Below are 22,567 nucleotides of genomic sequence, written 5' to 3'. Positions count from 1 at the left end.
GAGTCTATGCGAGATTTTTTGCATTTTCTATAAATCAACTGACGATCGGCATATATATAGGTAGAAACACGTTTTTTCCAGCATGTCGAAGAAGATTGATGGAAATTGAATAGCCAGAGAGGGGCGAGACGATAAGTTTTTAGTGGTGGAATAAAAATTAAATGATTATTGTTTTTCGGGGGGCGATTGAATATTAAGGGGAATAGAATTGAAGAAAAAAGTCACTTTGCGAAAGACAACTTATAATTTTAACAGGAACGATTGACGTAAAAAAATAGCAGCCGCAATGGAAACCCTAAGTGCGCCAAGAAAAGAATTCAGCTTTGCCAAATTAATTTATAATAACAAGAAAAGTGTATAAAAATACTTTCTGAATTTCTTATCTTTTCTATTTATAATGAAAAGATGTTGAGAAAGTGAACGAATATAATCTCTTAAGGTTATTTTTCTATAATGTGACAACCTTCAAAGGTGATGAGAACAACGATTATAACTGAATTAATCATTATTTAAAATGAGGGTTTAAAAAAACTGTCAAGTAAAGTAGACGTTATTTATGGTTTTTTAAAATAACTGATGTTTGGCATTATATAAGTCTTTTATTGACGAAAAATATACCTTAATAAATAAAAAACGGGAATTTCCTTTATTTAATGATACATTTCTCTTATAATAAACTAGAATTGCCTTTATTATGTGAGAGGAAGGCAGAATGCTTAAACAAGCACAATTGAAGTAGGGAGTGTGTTCATGGGAAAGCCGTTAATAAAGACTTTGACTGTTTTAGCCGTTGGTATTGGCGCCGTTGCAATTTGTTTTATTGGTTACCGACAAAATAACCAAAGGCAATATCAGCAGCGAGTCGAATATGCACAGACAGCGATTGCCAGCGAAAAAGATCGCATCAATGAGTTGTCAAATGAAATTGCTGAATTTTACAGCAACGAAGATCAAACGTTTTTGCGAAAAGATCTTAAAGAAGAAGACGTTCTTAAAACAGTCGCAAAACTTTCTGCAGTGAAAGTATCTGCAGACGATTATGGGATCGATGATGATGCACTGCCAAGTGAGTCAGTGGAGATCCAACAAGAAAAAACCGCCCTTGATGATCAGCTAAAAGACATCGAGGCAAAATTAAAAGTACAAGCGGATACGGAAGCCTTATTTACTGAAGGTGTTTCAAATTGGCAAAGTGCTGAAAATGATGTCACCATTAGAGCTGATCTAAAAGAAACGGATGTCGGGAATGTCCGTGAAAATCTGAGCTTTTTTGAGGATAGTAAATGGAAAGAGTTAGTTGTTTCCTATTTAGAATATGCGGATACTCAATTGGACCGCATTGCAAAATTACAAGAAACTTTTGATGAAATGCTTGATGGGGATGAGGTGACAAGTGAAGTCACCTTAGAAAAATACCTGAGTGCAGTCGACAGTATCAGCAAAGTTCGCAACGAAGAATTGAAAGAGAAATTCACCGAATTAGCAGATAAAGTCGCTACCCAAATGGGGTACACAGGATACAGCACGTATACACCCCCCGCTTCAACGGAAAGTTATTCAGAGGATACATCCGCAGGAGATGGCACCTGGACAGACCAAAGTTCAGACACTGTTTACTAATTTAAAGATGTATCGAAGAAAATAGAGATAACTGGAGGAAAGCAAATGTCAAAAGGAAAAAAAATCTTTTTAATCATCTTTTCAATCGTTGCAGTGTTAGTCATCGGAATGATCGGTGTCGCTGCAAAATTATATTTTGATGTATCAAACTCAATTCAAGAAACCTATCAATCAGTCGAACGTGATCGAGAAGATCGTCTACGTGAAAATGATGTCGACCTATCCCAAAAAGATTCCTTCTCGGTTTTACTGATGGGGATCGATACCGGTGATTTAGGAAGAGTCGAACAAGGACGTTCTGATACCATGATGGTTGCGACCATCAGCCCACAAGACAATCAGACGACGGTGGTGAGTATTGGAAGAGATTCCTATGTTGATATCGTTGGACATGGGACGACAGATAAAATTAATCATGCCTATGCTTTTGGTGGACCAGCGATGGCAATGAATACCGTAGAAAAATTCTTGGATATTCCGATCGATCATTATGTATCAATCAATATGGCTGGTTTGAAAGAATTAGTCGATGCGGTTGGCGGCATTGAAGTTGATAATGAAATCACCTTTTCGCAAGACGGCTTTGATTTTGCTATCGGACGTACATCACTAAATGGCGAACAAGCCCTTGCCTATTCAAGAATGCGTTATGAAGATCCAAACGGCGATTATGGGCGTCAAGAACGCCAACGTAAAATCGTTGAAGGGATCGTTAAGAAAGTCTTGAGTCTTGATGGAATCACCCAATATCAAACGATCTTAAATGCCGTTGAGCAAAACATGAAGACAGATATGAGTTTCGATGACATGCGAACCTTAGCATTTAACTATCGCAGTGCCTTTCAAACGATCAAACAAGATCAGTTGCAAGGGGAAGGATTCATGCAAGATGGCATCTCATATCAGCGTGTGAGTGACGAAGAACTAGCAAGAGTTCAAAAAGAGTTGAAAGCTCAACTAAATCTAGAGAATGAATAGGAAAGTGGAGAAAAGATGGAAGAAACAATTAGCTTAAAAGAAATATTCGCAATTCTACGGAAACACTTAGCTGCTATTTTTATTTCAATGTTTGCTGGTTTAGCTTTAGCAGGGATATTCACCTTCTTTGTCATTACACCGAAATACAGTTCACAAGCTCAGTTGATTGTGACATTGCCTCAATCCGAAACTACCAATGCCAACGATGTGAATACAAACTTGCAAATGATCAATACGTATAAAGATATGATTGTCAGTGACTTGGTTATGACACAAGTAAAGGATCGTTTGGAGTCTGAAAATAACCTTGACTTGACTGTCGGACAATTGAAAGAATCCATTTCGATCAACCAGTCACAGAACTCACAAATGTTTTCCATTCAGGCAACTAGTACAAATGCAGTGTCAGCGCAAAATATTGCCAATACGACAGCATTGGTCTTTCAAGAAAATGCTCAAGATGTTATGAATGTTGATAAAATCTCAATCATTTCAAGTGCGGTAGCTAGTACTACACCCGTTTCACCTAACAACAAACTAAATCTAGCTATTGGTCTGGTATTAGGGATCATGGTCGGTGTCGGTTTAGCCTTCTTATTGGAGCTACTAGATCGAACTGTCAAAGATGATAAATTTGTAACCGAAACATTAGGCTTTACCGTATTGGGTACTGTACCCCAAATGTCACCAAAAGAATTGGCTGCGACCATTCAGAAAAAGCCAAGCGCACCATTTATTAAGAAACCGCAAGGCGACAAAACGGCAGAATCACGCCGTAGTCGTAGCCGGGTCTAGGAGGGAACAATGATGGCAAAAAAACAAGAACGTACTGGGACACAGACACATGCAGTAAGTTTGATCACGCTAATTGATCCTTCTTCACCAATCTCAGAGCAATATCGTACGATCCGTACAAATATTCAATTTGCGTCTTCAGCAGATAAACAAATCAAGACCATTGTTGTTACTTCTTCTGGTCCAGGTGAAGGAAAATCGACAACTTCAGCTAATTTAGCGGTTGTTTTTGCAAAATCAGGACAACGAGTATTGTTAGTTGATGCCGATATGCGAAAGCCTACTGTATACAAAACATTCAGCTTAAACAATGCGAGTGGATTGAGTACCGTATTAAGTACCTCAACGAGCGTACTTGAAGCAGCTCAAAAAACGGTGATTGATAATTTATCTGTCTTAACTAGCGGACCAAAACCACCAAATCCATCTGAGCTACTTGGGTCAGCACGAATGAACCAAGTGATGGAAGAAGCGAAAAACCTTTACGATGTGGTTATCTTTGATATGCCACCAGTTGTAGCAGTCACCGATGCACAAATCATGGCATCTAAAGCAGATGGGACGATCTTAGTGGTTCGAGAAAATGTTGCACGTAAAGAATCCTTAACAAAAGCGAGAGATCTTTTGAATATGGTTCAAGCAAGAATCATTGGGGTGGTCTATAACGGTGCCGAACACTCGAAAGATTCAGGTTACTACTATTATTATGGAAATTAATTAATTTGAAGGAGACGAGAGAAATGATTGATTTACATTGCCACATTTTACCAGGAATTGATGATGGTGCAGAAGACATCACTGCGAGCATTGCTATGGCTGAAAAAGCGATTAGCCAAGGAATTACGCATATCCTTTGTACCCCACATCATAACAATGGAAAATACCGCAATCCGAAGTCAGAGGTCATTTCTCTCGTTACCTCTTTACAAGAAGAATTAGACGCACGGAACCTGCCCTTGACAGTTCTTGAGGGGCAAGAGGTTAGGATAACAGGAGATTTAATTGAGGATATACAGAAAAATGACATCCTTTTTACAGATCTTGATGATACGTATATCTTGATAGAATTTCCTACCATTGAAGTGCCTACGTATACAGAACAAATATTCTTCGATTTACTACAGCTGGGAAAGATTCCAGTCATTGTCCACCCCGAGCGGAATGCTCATTTTAGAAAAGACCCTAACAATCTCATCCCTTTTTTGGATATGGGCTGTTTGGCACAGTTAACTGCGCCAAGTTATGTCGGCGTATTTGGAAAAGAAATCCAAAAAACAGCAAAAACAATGGTTGAACATAATCTTGTTCAGATGGTCGCTTCGGATGCCCATGGCGTTACAAAACGCACCTTTAATTTAAAAGAAGCTTATGAGCAAATTGAGCAAGATTTTGGCATGCTCAAAGTAACCTTGATGAAACAAGTAGCAAAAGATTTGATAAACGGGGATCAAATCAGTTTTCCAGCTTTTACAGAAGTGAAAAAAAAGAAATTCGGGTTATTTTAGGGGGCAACTGGGTTGTTTGAATTAACGAGAAGAAGAAAAATTGTAACTTTGATAGTTGTAGATAGTTTATTGATCATAGCAGCAAATATTGCAGCAGTTTATTTTATGAAACCCTTTGTGGCGATTCCAAAAGAATTTACATTGATGTCGGTGAGTCTGTCTGTAGGTTTCTACCTTTTTTATGGTTCCGTATTTCGTGTTTTTTCTCGGATCAATCGTTACACGAACTTGAAAGAAATGATCGCTATCTTCTTGGCTGTATCATGCAGCGCTTTTACTTGTAACGTGATCTTGTTTTTCGGTGATGAAACCTATAGCGTGCGCTTAGTGATCTTTACGTACTTTCTTTCGCTCTTTCTGATTATTGCTAGTCGATTGATTTGGCGGATCTATATTGAAAGAAAAAACATGAGGGGTACGTCCAATGAGGTTGTCAAAAATACCCTGATCGTCGGTGCAGGAGAAGGCGGCCGTATTCTTTACAATAGCTTCGTAGGTTCGAAAACGGCAAGTGACATTAATATTATCGGATTTGTCGATGATGATCCGAATAAACGAAACACTTATCTTTCTGGGAAAAAAGTCTTGGGTTGTATCAGTGATTTACCTGATTTGATTCAAAAGTATGAGATCAATATGGTTACGATCGCTATTCCATCCTTGTCACGGAAAAAATTGCGGAGTATTTTTAGCTTAATTGAACCTTTGCATGTCAAAGTCAACACGATGCCATCAATGGAAGAAATCGCCTCTGGAAAAATCAGCACCTCACGTTTGAAGAAAATCGATGTCGTTGATTTGCTAGGCAGAGACGAAGTCAAATTGGATATCGACTCCATCAAAGATCAAATTACTGGAAAGACGATATTAGTGACTGGTGCTGGTGGATCGATCGGTTCCGAAATCTGTCGCCAAGTGATTCAATTCAATCCTAAAAAACTAGTTTTGTTAGGACATGGAGAAAACTCGATTTACTTAATTGACCGTGAGTTGAACATCAATTTTAAAGATAATATTACCAAAATCGTTCCTGTTATAGCCGATATACAAGATCGAGAAAAGATGTTTGAAATCATGAAGGAAGTCAAACCGGATATCGTTTATCATGCGGCAGCCCATAAACACGTACCGTTGATGGAATACAATCCTAAAGAAGCAGTGAAAAACAATATTTACGGAACGAAAAATACCGCTGAAGCTGCCAAAGCTGCGAAAGTGAAGAACTTCGTAATGGTCTCTACAGATAAGGCCAATAACCCTCCTAACGTCATGGGAGCGACAAAACGCATCTCTGAGATGATTGTTACCGGCTTAAATGAAAAAGGTTGCACGAAATTTTCTGCTGTGCGTTTTGGCAATGTATTAGGTTCAAGAGGCAGTGTGATTCCAGTATTCCGTGAGCAAATAGCAAAAGGTGGACCAATCACAGTAACTGATTTTCGTATGACCCGCTATTTCATGACGATCCCAGAAGCTAGTCGCTTGGTTATTCAGTCAGGGGCACTTGCTAAAGGTGGCGAAATCTTCATTTTAGATATGGGCGAACCGGTGAAAATCGTTGATCTTGCGAAGAATATGATTCGTCTAAGTGGTTATAGTGAAGAAGAGATTGAGATTATTGAAACCGGGATTCGACCTGGGGAAAAATTATATGAAGAGCTTTTGCTGGATAAAGAACGAAATGATGAAGCAGTCTTTGAGAAAATTTTTGTTGGGAATATCAAAGGATATTCATTGGAAGAGGTACTTTGTTTTGTAGATGCACTTCCTAAAGATAGTGCTACATTGGCTAATGAAATTGTGAAATTTGCAAATGCTTCAAACAAATAGGAGTGGGTTTTATTGTATAAGGATGGAATGAAAAGAATTATTGATTTTCTGTTATCGCTAATAGGGATAATTGTTTTATCACCAGTACTATTACTATTATGTCTAGCGATAAAAATCGATTCAAAGGGTCCCATTATTTTTAAACAAAAACGGGTTGGAAAGAATAAAACCCATTTTAACATTTATAAATTTCGGACAATGAAGATCGATACACCGAAAGAAATGCCGACACATCTTTTAGCAGACCCTGATTTTTATATCACCAAGGTCGGAAAATTTTTAAGAAAAACCAGTTTGGATGAACTGCCTCAGTTGTTCAATATTATCAAAGGTGATATGGCTGTCATTGGGCCTCGTCCTGCTCTCTGGAATCAATATGATTTGATTGAAGAGCGTGATAAGTATGGAGCAAATGATATTCGACCAGGATTGACTGGCTTGGCTCAAATTAGTGGTCGAGACGAGCTTGAGATTCCAATTAAGGCCAAGTTAGATGGCAAATATACGGATAATATTAGTTTAAGGATGGATATAAAATGCTTCTTTGGTACGATTACTTCTGTTTTCAAAAGTGACGGTGTCGTTGAAGGTGGGACTGGAACGATGAAGAAGGAGGAAATCGAATGAAAAGAATTCTAATTACAGGAGCGAATAGTTATATCGGCACATCCTTTGAGAAATGGATGCAGCAATTTGGCGATAACTATCAAATTGATACAATTGATATGCATGGAGATCAATGGAAAGAAAAAGATTTCTCTCAGTATGATTCTGTTTTTCATGTCGCAGGAATTGCTCATGCAGATGTATCAAAAGTCAGTGAAGAAACGAAACAACTTTATTATAAAGTGAATTGCGATCTTGCAGTTGAGACAGCAGAAAAGTACAAAAATGATTTGAATGGTAAAAACGGACAATTTATTTTTATGAGTTCGATTATTATTTATGGTGAGGAAACAAACATAAATAAGAAGCGTGTTATTACTTCAGAAACTCTACCTAATCCATCTAATTTTTACGGGGATAGTAAGTGGAAAGCTGAACAAAAATTGACACCTCTCAAAAGTGAAACATTTAAAATAGTATTCATCCGTCCTCCAATGATATATGGTGAGGGAAGTAAAGGAAATTATCAACTGCTTGTGAAGATAGCAAATTGGACACCAGTTTTTCCGAATATAAAAAATGAAAGATCAATGTTAAATATTTATCGCCTATGTGATTTTATTAAATTAAGAGTGGATTTTTCCGATTCCGGTGTATTTTTACCACAAGATCCAGTATTTCAGAGAACTAGTTTTATGGTCAAAGAAATAGCTGCATCAAAGGGGAAGAAGGTATATCTTTTTTCTGGATTAAATTTGATTATTTATTTACTGGGGTATTTTCCTGGTAGAATTGGAAGATTAATAAATAAAGCATTTGGAAGTTTAATTATTGAGCAAGGTGTGGATTAAATTGGATAAAGTATCGATAATAATGCCGTGTTATAATTGCGAAATGTACTTAGAAGAAGCAATAAATAGTGTTCTTAATCAATCTTACGAGAACTGGGAGCTTATATTAATTGACGATAATTCTAAAGATGATACAAAAAGAATTATTAGTAAGTACGAGAAGATGGATAAAAGAATAGTGACCTTATACCAATCTGTTAATTCAGGTGCAGCACAATCTCGTAATATTGGTGTAAATAGAGCAAGTGGTAGATACATTGCCTTTTTAGATAGTGATGATTTATGGTTTCCGAAAAAACTAGAAGAGCAAATAGCATTCATGATACAAGAAAAACTAAGTTTTTCTTGTACTTATTATAATAAAATCGATGAGAAATCAATTGATTTGGATCGAATAATAAAATATCCCGAGGTTGCAGATTATAAAATGCTATTGAAGTATTGTCCTGGAAACTCAACGGTAATATATGATTCACATAAATTAGGTAAATTTGAGGTTCCAAATATAAGGAAAAGAAACGACTATCTTATGTGGATTGAAGTGATAAAAAAAGCAAAAAAATTAGGATGCTTAAATAAAGTACTAGGTTCGCATAGAGTTGTAGTAAATAGTCTTTCGTATGATAAGAAATCTCTCATTAAATACCATTGGGAAATATATAGAGTGTATGAGAACTTGAGTTTTTTTTCATCTATGTTTCTCGTACTATTTTGGATCAAAAAATCTATCTTAGGAAGTGAATATTAATTGCAAGTATTATTATCATCATTAAACAAAGATATAATGCACTATAAAAGTATGAATATAAAGACTAACGTCATAAACGTTAACCAGTGTGATGAGAATAAATATATTAAACTAGAAGAGAAAGAATTCAATGTTGAAGTATTTAACTCAAATCAAAGAGGTGTTGGAAAATCGCGTAATTTAGCATTAATAAATGCTTGGGACGATATTTTGATAATGGCAGATGATGATGAAGTTTTTGTAGATAACTATGAATCTATAATTTTGAATGAATTTAAAAACAATCCGGATGCTGATATGATAATATTTAACGTTCGGGTGCACAATAAATCGAAAATCAAAAATACTACAACTAAAAATGGACGTGTCAGATTTTACAATGCTTTGAGATATGGAACAGTAACATTTGCGTTTAAGCGAGACAAGATTCACAAGAATGCAATATTTTTTTCTTTGTTATTTGGTGGTGGAGCTAAATATGGATCAGGAGAAGATTCTTTGTTTTTAATGAATGTCCTGAATAAAAAATTGAAAGTATATTCAGTGACTCAAACAATTGCAGATGTTTATAATGAAGATTCAACATGGTTTAAGGGATATAATGAAAAGTTTTATTTTGACAAGGGAGCATTATTTGCAGCTATAAGTAGAAAGTATTTCTTTTTCTATATAATTCAGTTTTGGTTAAGAAGGTATAACAATCAAAGTTCAATCTCGAGAATTAAGGCCTTGAAATCCTTGTTCAAGGGTGCCGCAGATTATAAAAAATCATAGATATGAGGATAATTCATGATTAAGATTTTATTTTTATTTTTAACCTTTGGAAACTTTTTAACTATAAGTTACAGTTCGGAAAATTATAATATAAACTACGCAGAAGTTTTCTTGTTATTTTTTATTGTTTTGATTACACTTAAAATATTATACAAAAAAAGTGATTTCCGTATTTATTCTTTTTCAAGAAAATATATAATTACATCGTTTATTATGATAATTTACAGTATGTTAACATTTTTTTGGTCTCCTTTTGGTATGTCTTCAATATTACCAGTAATTGTGTATACATATATTATCTTAATATTTATTTTCTTTTCTAACGTCAATTTTAATCTAGAAGATTATATATATGCTAATCGAATTTTGCTTATAAGTTTGATTGTTCAGCTTTCTATATCATTCTATTTAAATGGTGCAATTAACTCTACAAATTATTATACAATAAAAGAAATTGCGTCAACATTTATGGGGAATTCTAACTATTTATCGATATATATATCTTTCATATTGGTATTTGAATATGTTGGTAAGAAAAAGCATTGGTTGATTTACACTTTAATTGCCTCCTTAGGTTTGTTATTAACTATGTCTAAATCAGCAATAATTTCAGTTATATTTGTTTTACTTTTTTATACATTATACCAAATATGGTTTTCGAGAAAAAAAGGGAAATTGTGGTTAATTTCGTCTTTAATAATACTCTTTGGAATTATCTATTTGGGGTTAAGCAAAACATCAATTGGCAATGTATTTTTGAATGCAACAATTTCATCTCTTTCTGATGGATATATTTCAGGAAGAGATATACTCATCATTAATTCTTTACAAGATATCTCTCAAAATATATTTGGCATGGGATACTCTCTTAAAAACGATCCACATAATTTTATTCTGATTTCTCTGAGAAGCTTTGGTATTTTTGCAGGTATTATTTCAATCATGCTATATTTGTTTCCTGTATTGAAATTATTAAATTCAAAAGGATACAAAGGGTCAAAAACCATTCAAGCTTTCTTTTTTGCTTATTGTGTATTAATGATTCACACATTATTTGAAATATTTTTTTATTTAAATGTTTCGACTATATGGTGGGGAATAACCGTATTTTTTCTCGAAAAGGAGTTACATGATGAACATAGTGGTAATATTAAATTACAATGATGCATTTAATACATTAAAGATAGTCAACTCGCTAGTTGAATTTAATCGGATCGATAGAATTATCGTTGTTGATAATAATTCTTCAGACGATTCAGAAAAGCACCTTCAATCTTTAAATAAAAAGCCCAAAATTGATCTAATCTTTAATAAGACGAACAATGGATATTCAGCTGGAAATAATTTAGGACTTCGTTATGCTGCAAAGAAATACAAAGTTAAAAACTATATTATTAGCAATCCTGATATTATTATAAGTGAAGAAGATTTTAACTTACTTGTTGATGATATCAAAACTGATGGAGCAAAAGCAATCAGTGGATTGGTTGCAGATAATAAAAATAAAATCGTAAGGAATTTTGCTTGGAAGTTTCCTACATATTATCATTTATTCAGTGAAACAACTTTTTTTACAACCAAAGTTTCTGAGGTTATAAATAAAAGTAGATTTTATAATTTTGAAAACTATGATAATAAAATTATGAAAGTTGATGTTTTATCCGGATGTTTTTTCATTATTGACGGGGCGCTGTTTGAATCAGTAGGCTTTTTTGATGAAACAACTTTTCTTTATGGTGAAGAAAATCTATTGTTTAAAAAAATATCTTTAGTCACAGAGAAGGTATTTGTTGATACTAGAGTTAAGATTACTCATATTGGTGGAACTTCAACAAAGAAAAGTATTGGGAGTTTTATAAACAGACAAAAAATTTTATTGGAGTCTCAGAAAGTTTATATTTTAAAATGGCTTAAAGCTTCAAAATTAATAATGCCATGGTATATATGTTGTTTTAAAATTGGAACATTCGAAAAATATATTATTTCAAAAATTAGGAATAAGTTTTAAATGGACTTAGAAAGAGGAATCTTATATGAATCCAAGTCAAATTTTGGTTGTTATAATAGCATATTATCCAGATGAAAATATTGTTAAATTGACAGATTATTTTTTAAATAGAGATTTAAGAATCTTAGTTGTTAATAATTCTGAAGGTAAAAATGAGTTTTTAAAGAAAATTGAACCTAGGGTCACTTTACTATCTGACAATCGTAACAAAGGCATTGCAGAGCCGTTAAATATTGCATTAAAATTTGCTTCAGATAGTAACTATAAATTTATTTTAACTCTAGATCAAGACAGTTTTCCAAGTGAAAACTATTTGATTGAAATGGAAAAAACTATGTTAAAATTTTTAGAAGATAAAAAGACATATCCGGCAATAATAGGCCCAAAGTATGTTTATGATGATGAAAATATCGTTTCCAAAGATAGATCTACTCATTACTCTATAGTAGAGACCATTATGACATCAGGAAATATATTGAATGTTAACTTGTTTATGCAAAATAATATATGGTTTAATGAGAATTATTTTATTGATCATGTGGATCATGAGATTTGTTTTCAATTGCAATCCAAAGATTTAGTAGTTATTGAATCAGCACATGCGGTGCTTCATCATGAATTGGGATATATTTCAACAAGAAAAGTTTTTGGTAAGAATATTTCAGTTTATAATCATTCTCCATTTCGCCAGTATTATATTTATAGAAATTATATTTGGTTGTATAAAATGTATAATAAAAAATATAAAAACTGGTTTCATGATTCTAATAGAAGATTATTAAAACGTTTCATAAAAATTATTTTTTTCGAAGAAAAAAAAGTTTTAAAAATAAAGGCGATTGCCAAGGGCTTGAAAGATGGGATGTTAAATGAAGGTTAAATCAAATAAATTAGTTGAGAATTTTTTTTCTTTAGCTAGTGTACAAATCATGAACTATATTTTACCTCTTATAACTTTACCGTTTCTTACAAGAACTTTAGGCGTTGAAACTTATGGATTAATTAGTTTTTCACAAGCAATTATTCAATATTTTATACTTATAACTGAATTTGGATTTAATTTAACCGGTGCACGTGATGTTTCTCAGAGTAGAGGGAATAGAATCAAACAGTCGGAGATCCTATGGTCTATAATGATATTAAAATCTATATTATTAATTGCTTGCTTTGGAATTCTGATGGTACTCGTCAACATTTTACCTAAACTACAGGGATATACAAATTTGTATTTATACACATTTGGCATGGTGTTAGGCAATGTTTTATTTCCATCATTTTATTTTCAAGGTATTGAAGAAATGAAATTTACAGCGATTTTGAATTTTGTATCCAAATTAGTATTTACTATTGGTATATTTATCTTAGTAAAAACACCGAATGATTATTTATTAGTTCCAATCTTAAACACATTAGGTTCAATATTGTCTGGTATTTTAAGTCTAACGATAATTATTATTTCAAAAAAAGCTACCATCATAATTCCAAAACGACAATTACTAGTTAAACAACTAAAAGAAGCATTTCCACTATTTTTGTCTAATGTTTTTACCAGTTTTTATACAACTAGTAGCGTAGTTATTTTAGGTTTTTTTGCTGGTAATGTTTCTGTTGGCTACTATTCTGCAGCAGATAAAATTATTAAAGCCGTAACAAATATAACATCACCATTAGTTCAAGCCGTTTATCCTAATGTAAGTTTACTACTAAAACAAAATAAAAATAATGCAGTATTATTTGTTAGGAAAATAACTAAGTATTCGACTATCATAGTGGGTATGATTTGTTTTTTACTCTGTGTAGCATCTCCATTCGCTTTTCCTTATTTTTTTGGAAATTCTTACAATCGTTCAATAAGTTTAATAATGATTATGTCTTTTATTCCTTTGATAATTTTGTGGGCTAAAATATTTGGAACTTTAGTTCTGGTAAACATGGGGTGGCAGAATAAATTATCAAAAGTCTACTTTCTGACAGGAATACTGAGTCTGATATCTACTTTTATTTTGGTTCCTCTATTCAATGAAATTGGTACTGCAGTTAATACAGTATTTATTGAATCTGTGGCTTCTCTGCTTATTATCAGATGTGTATATAAAGATGAAGAAACACGATACTTTTTAGGAGGTAGTGTAGGTAAATGAAAGGAATCATACTAGCAGGAGGATCAGGCACACGCTTGTATCCACTCACAAAAGCAACATCGAAACAATTGATGCCAATTTATGATAAGCCAATGATCTATTACCCTATGTCTACGCTGATGCTGGCTGGCATTAAAGAGATCTTGATTATCTCTACACCGCAGGACACCCCACGATTCGAAGAGCTCTTTGGCGATGGACGAGAATTAGGACTTCAGATAGAATATGCTGTTCAGCCAACACCTGATGGACTTGCACAAGCTTTCATCATTGGGGAAGAATTTATTGGAAATGAGAGTGTCTGCCTGATTTTAGGAGACAATATCTACTATGGCGGTGGCTTATCTAAGATGTTACAAAAAGCTGCTCAAAAAGAAGAAGGTGCCACGGTATTTGGCTATCATGTCAACGATCCAGAACGTTTTGGTGTGGTAGAATTTGATGAGTCGATGCAAGCTGTTTCGATTGAAGAAAAACCTGCTATGCCAAAGTCTAGCTATGCCGTGACAGGTTTATACTTCTATGATAATCAAGTTGTTGAGATTGCTAAAAAAATTGTCCCTTCTGAACGAGGAGAATTGGAAATCACCGATATCAATCAAAAGTATCTTGAAGAAGGAAAACTCTCAGTAGAAGTGATGGGACGGGGATTTGCTTGGTTAGATACAGGTACACATGAGTCCTTACTAGAAGCATCCACGTTCATTGAAACCATTGAAAAGCGACAAAATCTTAAAGTTGCTTGTTTAGAAGAAATTGCTTATCGAATGGGTTATATCAATCAGGAGCAATTGATCGCATTAGCACAACCATTGAAAAAAAATCAATATGGTCAATATTTATTGAACCTGGCAAGTGAGGCATAAACATGGGAAAATTAACCGTAACAAAAACAAAATTGACAGATGTCTTGATTTTAGAGCCTGCTGTCTTTGGTGATCATCGTGGTTTCTTCACCGAAAGCTATTCTCAAGCTGATTTTCAAGAAGCAGGAATCACACAAACCTTTGTACAGGACAATCATTCCTTGTCCGTTGAAGCAGGTGTTTTGCGAGGACTTCATTTTCAAAAAGGAACTGCCGCGCAAACCAAATTGATTCGTGTGGTGACGGGTGTCGTTTTAGATGTAATCGTTGATATCAGAAAAGGAAGTCCTACCTATGGAGAATGGGAAGGCTATATTTTATCTGAAAGTAATCAGCGACAATTGTTGGTCCCTAAAGGATTTGCTCATGGGTTCATGACATTGACTTCAAACGTAAACTTTTTGTACAAGTGTGATAATTATTATGATGCTCAGGCTGATGCAGGTATTGCATTTGATGATCCTGATTTGGCGATCGATTGGCCCATTGCAAAAGAAAAAGCGATTCTTTCGGAAAAAGACCAACATCACCCAACTTTAAAAGCGTTTGAAGAACAAAACCCGTTTATTTATGGCGAGATATAAGGAGCGAGTGGACATGAAAAAAATCATTGTAACCGGAGGGGCAGGCTTCATTGGGTCAAATTTCGTCCATTATGTCGTTAATCATCACCCAGAGATCCATGTCACTGTTTTAGATAAACTAACTTATGCTGGAAACAAAGAAAATCTAGCGGGTCTTCCAAAAGATCGTGTAGAGTTAGTGGTTGGCGATATTGCTGACAGCGCATTAGTCGATCAGTTGGTCCAGCAAACCGATGCAGTGGTTCATTATGCTGCAGAATCACACAATGATAACTCATTGAAAGATCCATTTCCTTTTGTTCAGACAAATCTGATTGGTACCTATACATTGATTGAAGCTTGTCGAAAATACGATGTGCGTTATCACCACGTATCAACCGATGAAGTGTACGGCGATCTACCGTTACGAAAAGATCTTCCAGGGCATGGGGAAGGACCAGGGGAGAAGTTTACCGACCAAACACCCTATAACCCATCTAGTCCCTATTCTTCCACAAAGGCTGGCTCTGATTTATTAGTCAAAGCTTGGGTTCGTTCGTTCGGTTTGCGGGCAACCCTTTCTAACTGTTCCAATAATTATGGTCCCTACCAACATATCGAAAAATTTATTCCACGCCAAATTACGAATATTCTGAGTGGCATTCGACCAAAATTATATGGTGAAGGAAAAAATGTTCGCGATTGGATCCATACAAATGATCATTCTTCAGCAGTATGGACAATCTTAACAAAAGGTCGAATTGGCGAGACTTACTTGATTGGTGCTGATGGAGAAGCAGACAACAAATCAGTCATTGAAACGATTTTAACATTGATGGGAGAGCCAAAAGATGCCTATGATCATGTGACTGATCGCCCCGGTCATGACTTGCGGTATGCCATCGATGCCTCAAAATTAAAAGAAGAATTGGGTTGGCAGCCGATGTTCACGGATTTTGAAGAAGGTCTAGCTGATACGATCGACTGGTATCGAAACAATCCTTCTTGGTGGCAAGATGAAAAAGATCAAGTTGAGAAAAGTTACGCAGAACAGGGACAATAAGGAATCAAAAGCAGGAGAGATCCTGCTTTTTTGAAAGGAAGCGATCATCTATGTACTTAATAACAGGAGGAAATGGCCAATTAGGCAGTGAATTACGTCATCTATTTGATGAAAAAGGTATTGACTACGTGTCTACCGATGCGAAAGAGATGGATATCACAGATGAAACGGTCACGATGGAGAAAGTAAAAGAAATCCACCCATCGGTTATCTTTCATTGTGCTGCGTATACCGCAGTTGATAAAGCAGAAGAAGAAGGCAAAGAATTAGATGAGTTAATCAATGTCACCGGCACAAGAAATGTGGCCCTGGCTGCAAAAGCTGTAGGTGCAAAACTTGTTTATATCAGTACTGACTATGTTTTTGATGGAGAAAAGCAAGTTGGCGAATACCAAGTCGATGATCAAGTAAATCCCCAAAATGAATACGGAAGAACCAAATTATTAGGGGAACAAGCAGTACAAGAAATATTGGAGGATTACTATATTATTCGTACTTCTTGGGTCTTTGGACAGTACGGACACAATTTTGTCTATACCATGAAGCGATTAGCTAAGGAACATAAGACTTTAACAGTAGTCAATGATCAATATGGGCGCCCAACTTGGACACGAACATTAGCAAAATTTATGCTTTATGTTATCGAAAAGCAAGCACCGACTGGAATTTATCATCTTTCCAATGATAACAGCTGCTCATGGCATGAATTTGCGTGCGAGATACTAAAAGATTCAGATGTAGTTGTCAAGCCGATTCCTTCTTCCGAGTTCCCACAAAAGGCGAAGCGACCACAATATTCGGTGATGAATCTTTCAAAAGCAAAAGAGTTGGGATTTGAAATTCCTACATGGCAAGAAGCTTTAAGAATGATGGTGCAATCTAGTAAGTAATTAGAGATGTATTATAAAAATTTTGTATTGGTGGAATAAAAAATGAACATTTCTGTTTTTGGATTAGGCTATGTTGGCTTAGCAAACGCGTTATTATTATCTCAAACTGAACATGTTAAAGCGTATGATATTGTAAATGAAAAAGTTAATCTTTTGTGTCAAAGGAAATCACCTTTAGAAGACAAAGAAATACACGAATTTTTGAAACGTGACGACTTGAATATTGAGTTCACGCAGGATTTTGAAGACGCTGTAAAATTTGCAGATTATCTAATTATTGCTACACCAACTGATTATGATGAAGTGAAGAACTATTTTAATACATCTACAGTTGAAGACGTTATAGAAAAAGCATTGGCGATACGCCCAGATGCAACCTTCATAATTAAATCAACTGTACCAGTTGGATATACGTTAGATATAAAGGCAAGATTTAATACTGAGAATATTATCTTTTCTCCTGAGTTTTTAAGAGAGGGCAAAGCTTTATATGACAATTTATATCCTTCCAGAATTGTTGTAGGCGAGGTTTCTGATCGGGGCAAAGAAATTGCTGCTATGTTCAAAGATAGTTGTATTAAAGAAGAAGTGCCAGTTTTACTCACTCATTCTACTGAAGCAGAGGCAATAAAACTTTTTTCAAATACGTATCTTGCCCTGAGAGTAGCGTATTTCAATGAGTTAGACACTTATGCAGAGTCACGTGGTTTAGATAGTAGACAAATAATTGAGGGTGTAGGATTAGATCCACGTATAGGTTCACATTATAATAATCCTTCCTTTGGTTATGGTGGTTATTGCTTACCGAAGGATACAAAGCAGTTAAGAGCAAATTATGAAGATGTCCCTAGTAACATTATTGGTGCTATTGTAGAAGCGAATACTACCCGTAAGGATTTTATTGCTGATCAAATTATTGCAAAAAAACCTAAAATGGTTGGTATCTATCGTCTGACTATGAAGGCAAACTCAGATAATTTCAGATATTCTTCCATCCAGGGGATTATGAAACGTATTAAAGCAAAAGGTATAGAAGTTGTTGTCTATGAACCAACTTTAGATGCAACTGAATTTTATCATTCAAGAGTAATAAAAGATTTAGATGAATTTAAAGATTTGTCTGATGTAATTGTTACCAATCGTTTTGAAGAAATTTTGAAGGATGTTGAGAATAAGGTATATACAAGAGATATCTTTGGAGACAACTAACTTCGTTTTGTTGAATAAAATTATTCTTCTTAAATCTTAATGTAGTTGAGAGCAATCAAATCAATTATTGTTCTCAACTGCATTCTTGATTTTAAATTTGAAATTGGAGTCCTTACATCTCAAACTTCCGCCAATCAAACAAATAAATCACCCCAATTGCTTTAAACATCAAATAGACAAAATGACCATAATTATGGCCGATCAGATGTAACGCATCAGCGGAAGCTCCTTTATTCGACCAAAGAGTAAAACCTAATATAATGGCTAAGATCAGCAGGCCTTTTCCTAATGCAAAGACAATTGTTTTTGCAGGAAGGGGTCTTTTTTTTGTGAGGAAAAAACCGAATAAAAGGACAAAGTTAACTAGTAACAAAAAATGTGCAGCAGCTGTCCATAGGGTCATTGTTCCTGTAGGTGTTAAGAAGTCGGTGAAAACGCAAGCGAAGACTGCAGTCAAATTGAGCAAGTATAGAGGAAGGCGGAAGGTTGGTTTCTTCTCCTCACTCATTCTTTCTGGTTCGTCTGCTAATTGTTCTGGTTTTAGCAGTGATTCTAAATCGATTTTATAGAGATCACTTAATTTAATCAATGTATCAATGTCTGGGGTACTTCGATTGTTTTCCCAATTTGAGATCGTTTGTCTGGTAACAAATAATTTTTCGGAAACTTCTTGTTGGGTGAGTCCTAATTTCAAGCGACTCTCTTTTATTTTTTCAGCTATAGTCATTTTAATGCTCCTTCTGACATATCCTATCATAAAGCGGTTCAAAGAAACAATTGTAAAGCTCGATTTAACGAAGAAATGCACAAGTGTATTTCTTCGTTTTCAAAAAATGAAAATAAAATGAGTTTAGCTTAGAATTTCGCATTGGATATTCACGGCAACTCGATTATTTTTAGTGTTTTTTTCTTTTAAATAATACCTAATTCTATTGTTCTGAGTTGGAAACTTGAAAAAAATATCTCTTTTGAAAATTAGGAGGTATTTTTATATGAGTCATTCAAAAAAGAAAGGAAATCTTAGGTGAAAATAGTGTCCTGTTTTCGGGAAACGGAAATCGTTGATAAAACAAGGATGCAAAGAAGCTTTGCGCTGATTTGCACTGGATTTGCTTGAAGGGAAGGGTACTTGAATTATAAAATTCTGAAGAGGTGATGTAGTGCAATGATAAATGAATCAGGTATACACAAGATAAAGGGCATTTCATGAGTCCGCATAAAAACTTCAGCTAGGAGTGGAGCATACGATAAATAAAAAAATGTTTGTAAATTAAAATTTAATAAATTATAATGATATTCAGGCGTGAAAAAAGCTTGAATAAAAAAGTATAAATTTTGAAAAAGAAGGTTAAGGTGAAAGTTTGTGAAAAAGAAATTTAAACATATTATGTCTTTAATAATCCTATTAAGTGCTGCGGTGGTAACGCCAGCATTTCAGGTAATGGCGGAAAGCGAAGGTTTTTCAGATTCCCAACAGTTGGAGCAAGACGAAAAGATAGCTACACCATCTAATGATACAAATGATTCAACGGAAGCAGATAATGCTGCGATGACATCAATGACCTCATCGAGTGTGGATGCTAAAAACGAGCAAACGCAAGTCAACAGTGATAATGAAAAAAATATTTGTGAATCAGATATTAAAGAAGATTCTGCTGTAAGCACTGTAGATAAGGTTCCCTCATCTGTTAATGCTTCAGCTGCAAGAGCTGTCAATGGGCAACTGACGGTTCAAGTGTTAGATGGTAATTCAAACCAACCGATCCAAGGAGCTTATTTCACATTGACCTCCTCGACATCTGGTGAAGTGACATTGTTAGTCACGGACAGTTCAGGAAAGGTTACATTTCAACTTCCTTCAGGTGGCTATTTTATTAAGCAAGTTGGTACCACGAATCAAAGACAAAACTATGCATTCACGTCGGTTGGAAATTCCATCACCTTGCAGCCTGGGGAAACGAAAACACTTGAACTCTACGAGCGTTTAATTACGGGTGAGTATGCTTTTGGAAACAGTCCCGATACGATTCATATTCCTGTAAACAGTACGTTTGATTTCTCAACCAAAGCATTAGGCATTGAGGCGTTTAAACTAAATTTTAGCGGCAATATAGAAAAAAGCATTTCTGACTCGCAAATCTATCCTTACTACACCAATGTTGACCCAAGCAACCCAGGTTCCTATGTAGCAATTTTTATGGCTCGACAAACCTCCTATAGCGTGAATACCACACATGTGGTCAATGTCATTGTCGATCCGGAGCAAATTGGAGAGGTAAATGTCCGATACCTTGATGGTCAAGGGCAAGAAATCCATGAGATGCAGACCTTGACCGGTAAGATTGGTGAACCATATGATGTCAGCAACGAAGAATATAAGTTAACAATTGATGGCTACACGTTAGATGAAACTAAGTTACCAGAAAACAGTAAAGGTATCTTGGGAGAAACAGCACAGACGGTCACCTATGTGTATACAAAAAATCCCGTACCAGCAGCAGATGTAACAGTCGAGTACGTAGATACAGAAGGCAAAGAAGTTCATCCTTCTCAAACGATCAGTGGAAATGTAGGGGACCCATACGATGCTAGCACAGAACAATATCAATTAAAAATCGAAGGCTACACTTTAGACGAAACTAAACTACCAGAAAATGGTATCGGTGTATTTGGCGAAACGGTGCAAACAGTCACTTATGTGTATACAAAAAATCCCGTACCAGCAGCAGATGTAACGATTGAGTATGTGGATAAAGAAGGCAATGAAATACACGCTAGCCAAACGATTAGCGGTAATGTAGGTGAATCATACGATGCCAGCGTAGAAAAATATCAATTAAAAATCGAAGGCTACACTTTAGACGAAACTAAGCTACCAGAAAATGGTATCGGTGTATTCAGCGAAACGGCCCAAACTGTTACCTACATTTACATAAAAAATCCGATGGCAGCAGCGGATATAACAGTAAAATACGTTGATACAGAGGGCAATGAAATTCATGACTCCCAAACCATTAGCGGAAGTATAGGTGATTCATACGATGCCAGCACACATCAATATAAAGTAACGATCGAAGGCTATACTCTAGATGAAACCCAGTTGCCAGAAAATAGTAAAGGTATTTTTAGCGAAACAGCGGAAACAGTTGCGTACATCTACATAAAAAATCCGGTACCAGCAGCTGATGTAACAGTGGAGTACGTGGATACAGAAGGTAAAGAAATTCACTCCTCTCAAACGATCAGTGGAAATGTAGGCGACCCATACGATGCTAGTACAGAAAAATATCAACTAATAATCGACGGATACACCTTAGATCAAAGTCAATTACCAGAAAACAATAAGGGTGTGTTTGGAGAAACGGCACAAACAGTCACCTATATCTACACGAAAAATCCGGTACCAGCAACTGATGTAACAGTGGAGTACGTGGATACAGAAGGCAAAGAAATTCATCCTTCACAAACGATCAGTGGAAATGTAGGCGAATCTTACGATGCTAGCACAGAAAAATACCAAGTAACAATTGAAGGCTACACCTTAGATCAAAGCCAATTACCAGAAAATAGTAAAGGTTTGTTTAGCGAAACAGCACAAACAGTCACCTACATCTACAAAAAAAATCCGATACCAGCAGCGGATATAACAGTGGAGTATGTGGACACAGAAGGCAAAGAAATTCACCCTCCTCAAATTATAACTGGAAACGTAGGCGACTCTTATGATGCCAGCACAGAAAAATATCAACTAACAATCGACGGCTACATATTAGACGGAAGTCAGCTGCCGCAAAATGCCAAAGGCACATTCGGTAAGCAGGAGGCAACTGTGACGTATGTTTATACAAAAGAAAACGTAGCAACAGTGGATAGTTCTGATAAAAAAGAAAAAGACCCAACAGCGACTGTTACTTCGAAAAAAAGCACTTCTGCGCAAGGATTGCCGCAAACCGATGAGCAGGGGACGTTGTTCCCATTTGTAGTTGGTTTGTGCTTCGTCGCCACAGCAAGCTGGCTTTATTTCAGAAAGCAAAAATAGCGATCAAGTAAGTCATTGGGGAAAGGCGTTACTGACTATCAAAAAAGGACAGCTACGATTCAGCTGTCCTTTTTTTGATTA

21 protein-coding genes are annotated in these 22,567 nt (G+C 35.3%); 20 read left to right on the top strand and 1 reads right to left on the bottom strand.

The genetic code is table 11. The features are described from left to right. Nucleotides 1-750: 750 nt before the first annotated feature. The 19 genes from IGI86_RS10790 to IGI86_RS10700 are packed head-to-tail and all read left to right on the top strand — an operon-like array spanning nt 751 to nt 18,447. Nucleotides 751-1,620, top strand: coding sequence for a hypothetical protein (locus IGI86_RS10790; protein ID WP_016613512.1), 870 nt, complete (start codon nt 751-753; stop codon nt 1,618-1,620). A gap of 45 nt (nt 1,621-1,665) precedes the next feature. Beyond that, nucleotides 1,666-2,598: an LCP family protein gene (locus IGI86_RS10785; RefSeq protein WP_005234969.1), complete on the top strand. Its 933-nt coding sequence runs from the start codon at nt 1,666-1,668 to the stop codon at nt 2,596-2,598. Between the two features lie 15 nt (nt 2,599-2,613). Next, nucleotides 2,614-3,393 (top strand): YveK family protein, encoded by a 780-nt coding sequence (locus IGI86_RS10780; protein WP_008378786.1) that lies wholly within the window; start codon nt 2,614-2,616, stop codon nt 3,391-3,393. 9 nt (nt 3,394-3,402) lie between these two features. Next, complete coding sequence (locus IGI86_RS10775) at nt 3,403-4,110, top strand: CpsD/CapB family tyrosine-protein kinase (protein WP_005234973.1); 708 nt, start codon at nt 3,403-3,405, stop codon at nt 4,108-4,110. Between the two features lie 23 nt (nt 4,111-4,133). After that, a complete protein-coding gene (locus IGI86_RS10770) occupies nt 4,134-4,898 on the top strand; it encodes a tyrosine-protein phosphatase (RefSeq protein WP_086292090.1) in 765 nt (254 codons plus the stop codon). Nucleotides 4,899-4,910: 12 nt separating this feature from the next. Further along, nucleotides 4,911-6,728, top strand: coding sequence for a polysaccharide biosynthesis protein (locus tag IGI86_RS10765; protein WP_430617270.1), 1,818 nt, complete (start codon nt 4,911-4,913; stop codon nt 6,726-6,728). Between the two features lie 12 nt (nt 6,729-6,740). Further along, nucleotides 6,741-7,355 carry a sugar transferase gene (locus tag IGI86_RS10760; RefSeq protein ID WP_429969763.1) on the top strand — a complete coding sequence of 205 codons (615 nt, stop codon included), beginning with the start codon at nt 6,741-6,743 and terminating at the stop codon, nt 7,353-7,355. After that, nucleotides 7,352-8,185 (top strand): NAD-dependent epimerase/dehydratase family protein, encoded by an 834-nt coding sequence (locus IGI86_RS10755; RefSeq protein WP_430617269.1) that lies wholly within the window; start codon nt 7,352-7,354, stop codon nt 8,183-8,185. Before IGI86_RS10760 ends, IGI86_RS10755 begins: the two co-directional genes overlap by 4 nt. Before the next feature lies 1 nt (nt 8,186). After that, entirely contained in the window at nt 8,187-8,933 is a 747-nt protein-coding gene (locus tag IGI86_RS10750) for a glycosyltransferase family 2 protein (RefSeq protein WP_429969765.1), read from the top strand. Beyond that, nucleotides 8,934-9,707, top strand: coding sequence for a glycosyltransferase family A protein (locus IGI86_RS10745; RefSeq protein ID WP_429969766.1), 774 nt, complete (start codon nt 8,934-8,936; stop codon nt 9,705-9,707). It begins immediately after the preceding gene. Between the two features lie 15 nt (nt 9,708-9,722). Then, nucleotides 9,723-10,871, top strand: a complete 1,149-nt coding sequence (locus IGI86_RS10740) for an O-antigen ligase family protein (RefSeq protein WP_429969767.1) — start codon at nt 9,723-9,725, stop codon at nt 10,869-10,871. Further along, entirely contained in the window at nt 10,840-11,715 is an 876-nt protein-coding gene (locus IGI86_RS10735; RefSeq protein ID WP_429969768.1) for a glycosyltransferase, read from the top strand. The genes IGI86_RS10740 and IGI86_RS10735 overlap by 32 nt, the downstream gene beginning before the upstream one ends. Before the next feature lie 25 nt (nt 11,716-11,740). Further along, entirely contained in the window at nt 11,741-12,595 is an 855-nt protein-coding gene (locus IGI86_RS10730) for a glycosyltransferase (protein ID WP_429969769.1), read from the top strand. Continuing rightward, nucleotides 12,585-13,856, top strand: coding sequence for a flippase (locus IGI86_RS10725; protein ID WP_429969770.1), 1,272 nt, complete (start codon nt 12,585-12,587; stop codon nt 13,854-13,856). The genes IGI86_RS10730 and IGI86_RS10725 overlap by 11 nt, the downstream gene beginning before the upstream one ends. Then, nucleotides 13,853-14,722, top strand: coding sequence for a glucose-1-phosphate thymidylyltransferase RfbA (gene rfbA / locus IGI86_RS10720; protein WP_016613197.1), 870 nt, complete (start codon nt 13,853-13,855; stop codon nt 14,720-14,722). The genes IGI86_RS10725 and rfbA overlap by 4 nt, the downstream gene beginning before the upstream one ends. Before the next feature lie 2 nt (nt 14,723-14,724). Beyond that, nucleotides 14,725-15,306 (top strand): dTDP-4-dehydrorhamnose 3,5-epimerase, encoded by a 582-nt coding sequence (rfbC, locus tag IGI86_RS10715; protein WP_081116774.1) that lies wholly within the window; start codon nt 14,725-14,727, stop codon nt 15,304-15,306. A 13-nt stretch (nt 15,307-15,319) separates the two neighbouring features. Further along, nucleotides 15,320-16,348: a dTDP-glucose 4,6-dehydratase gene (gene rfbB, locus IGI86_RS10710; RefSeq protein WP_034872201.1), complete on the top strand. Its 1,029-nt coding sequence runs from the start codon at nt 15,320-15,322 to the stop codon at nt 16,346-16,348. Nucleotides 16,349-16,398: 50 nt separating this feature from the next. Then, nucleotides 16,399-17,238, top strand: coding sequence for a dTDP-4-dehydrorhamnose reductase (gene rfbD, locus IGI86_RS10705; RefSeq protein WP_430617268.1), 840 nt, complete (start codon nt 16,399-16,401; stop codon nt 17,236-17,238). A gap of 42 nt (nt 17,239-17,280) precedes the next feature. Continuing rightward, nucleotides 17,281-18,447, top strand: a complete 1,167-nt coding sequence (locus tag IGI86_RS10700) for a nucleotide sugar dehydrogenase (protein ID WP_429969774.1) — start codon at nt 17,281-17,283, stop codon at nt 18,445-18,447. Between the two features lie 112 nt (nt 18,448-18,559). On the opposite strand, the gene IGI86_RS10695 is transcribed toward IGI86_RS10700, so the two are convergent. Further along, on the bottom strand, nt 18,560-19,174 hold the full coding sequence (locus IGI86_RS10695) for a helix-turn-helix domain-containing protein (RefSeq protein ID WP_429969775.1): 615 nt from the start codon (nt 19,172-19,174) through the stop codon (nt 18,560-18,562). A gap of 636 nt (nt 19,175-19,810) precedes the next feature. Here IGI86_RS10695 and IGI86_RS10690 point away from each other — a divergent pair. Then, the gene (locus IGI86_RS10690; RefSeq protein WP_429969776.1) at nt 19,811-22,486 is read left to right on the top strand and encodes a MucBP domain-containing protein; all 2,676 of its coding nucleotides are present in this window, start codon (nt 19,811-19,813) and stop codon (nt 22,484-22,486) included. Nucleotides 22,487-22,567 lie beyond the last annotated feature (81 nt).

Origin of the sequence: Enterococcus sp. AZ188, from assembly GCF_050544075.1 — a bacterium.
Classification (GTDB): domain Bacteria; phylum Bacillota; class Bacilli; order Lactobacillales; family Enterococcaceae; genus Enterococcus_D; species Enterococcus_D entomosocium.
This window is presented reverse-complemented; position numbering and strand designations above follow the sequence as displayed.

Excerpts from the sequence above, each read along its gene's own strand:
- IGI86_RS10790 (WP_016613512.1), top strand. The coding sequence starts at position 751 with ATGGGAAAGCCGTTAATAAAGACTTTGACTGTTTTAGCCGTTGGTATT.
- IGI86_RS10785 (WP_005234969.1), top strand. The coding sequence starts at position 1,666 with ATGTCAAAAGGAAAAAAAATCTTTTTAATCATCTTTTCAATCGTTGCA.
- IGI86_RS10780 (WP_008378786.1), top strand. The coding sequence starts at position 2,614 with ATGGAAGAAACAATTAGCTTAAAAGAAATATTCGCAATTCTACGGAAA.
- IGI86_RS10775 (WP_005234973.1), top strand. The coding sequence starts at position 3,403 with ATGATGGCAAAAAAACAAGAACGTACTGGGACACAGACACATGCAGTA.
- IGI86_RS10770 (WP_086292090.1), top strand. The coding sequence starts at position 4,134 with ATGATTGATTTACATTGCCACATTTTACCAGGAATTGATGATGGTGCA.
- IGI86_RS10755 (WP_430617269.1), top strand. The coding sequence starts at position 7,352 with ATGAAAAGAATTCTAATTACAGGAGCGAATAGTTATATCGGCACATCC.
- IGI86_RS10740 (WP_429969767.1), top strand. The coding sequence starts at position 9,723 with ATGATTAAGATTTTATTTTTATTTTTAACCTTTGGAAACTTTTTAACT.
- IGI86_RS10735 (WP_429969768.1), top strand. The coding sequence starts at position 10,840 with ATGAACATAGTGGTAATATTAAATTACAATGATGCATTTAATACATTA.
- IGI86_RS10730 (WP_429969769.1), top strand. The coding sequence starts at position 11,741 with ATGAATCCAAGTCAAATTTTGGTTGTTATAATAGCATATTATCCAGAT.
- IGI86_RS10725 (WP_429969770.1), top strand. The coding sequence starts at position 12,585 with ATGAAGGTTAAATCAAATAAATTAGTTGAGAATTTTTTTTCTTTAGCT.
- rfbA (WP_016613197.1), top strand. The coding sequence starts at position 13,853 with ATGAAAGGAATCATACTAGCAGGAGGATCAGGCACACGCTTGTATCCA.
- rfbC (WP_081116774.1), top strand. The coding sequence starts at position 14,725 with ATGGGAAAATTAACCGTAACAAAAACAAAATTGACAGATGTCTTGATT.
- rfbB (WP_034872201.1), top strand. The coding sequence starts at position 15,320 with ATGAAAAAAATCATTGTAACCGGAGGGGCAGGCTTCATTGGGTCAAAT.
- rfbD (WP_430617268.1), top strand. The coding sequence starts at position 16,399 with ATGTACTTAATAACAGGAGGAAATGGCCAATTAGGCAGTGAATTACGT.
- IGI86_RS10700 (WP_429969774.1), top strand. The coding sequence starts at position 17,281 with ATGAACATTTCTGTTTTTGGATTAGGCTATGTTGGCTTAGCAAACGCG.
- IGI86_RS10695 (WP_429969775.1), bottom strand. The coding sequence starts at position 19,174 with ATGACTATAGCTGAAAAAATAAAAGAGAGTCGCTTGAAATTAGGACTC.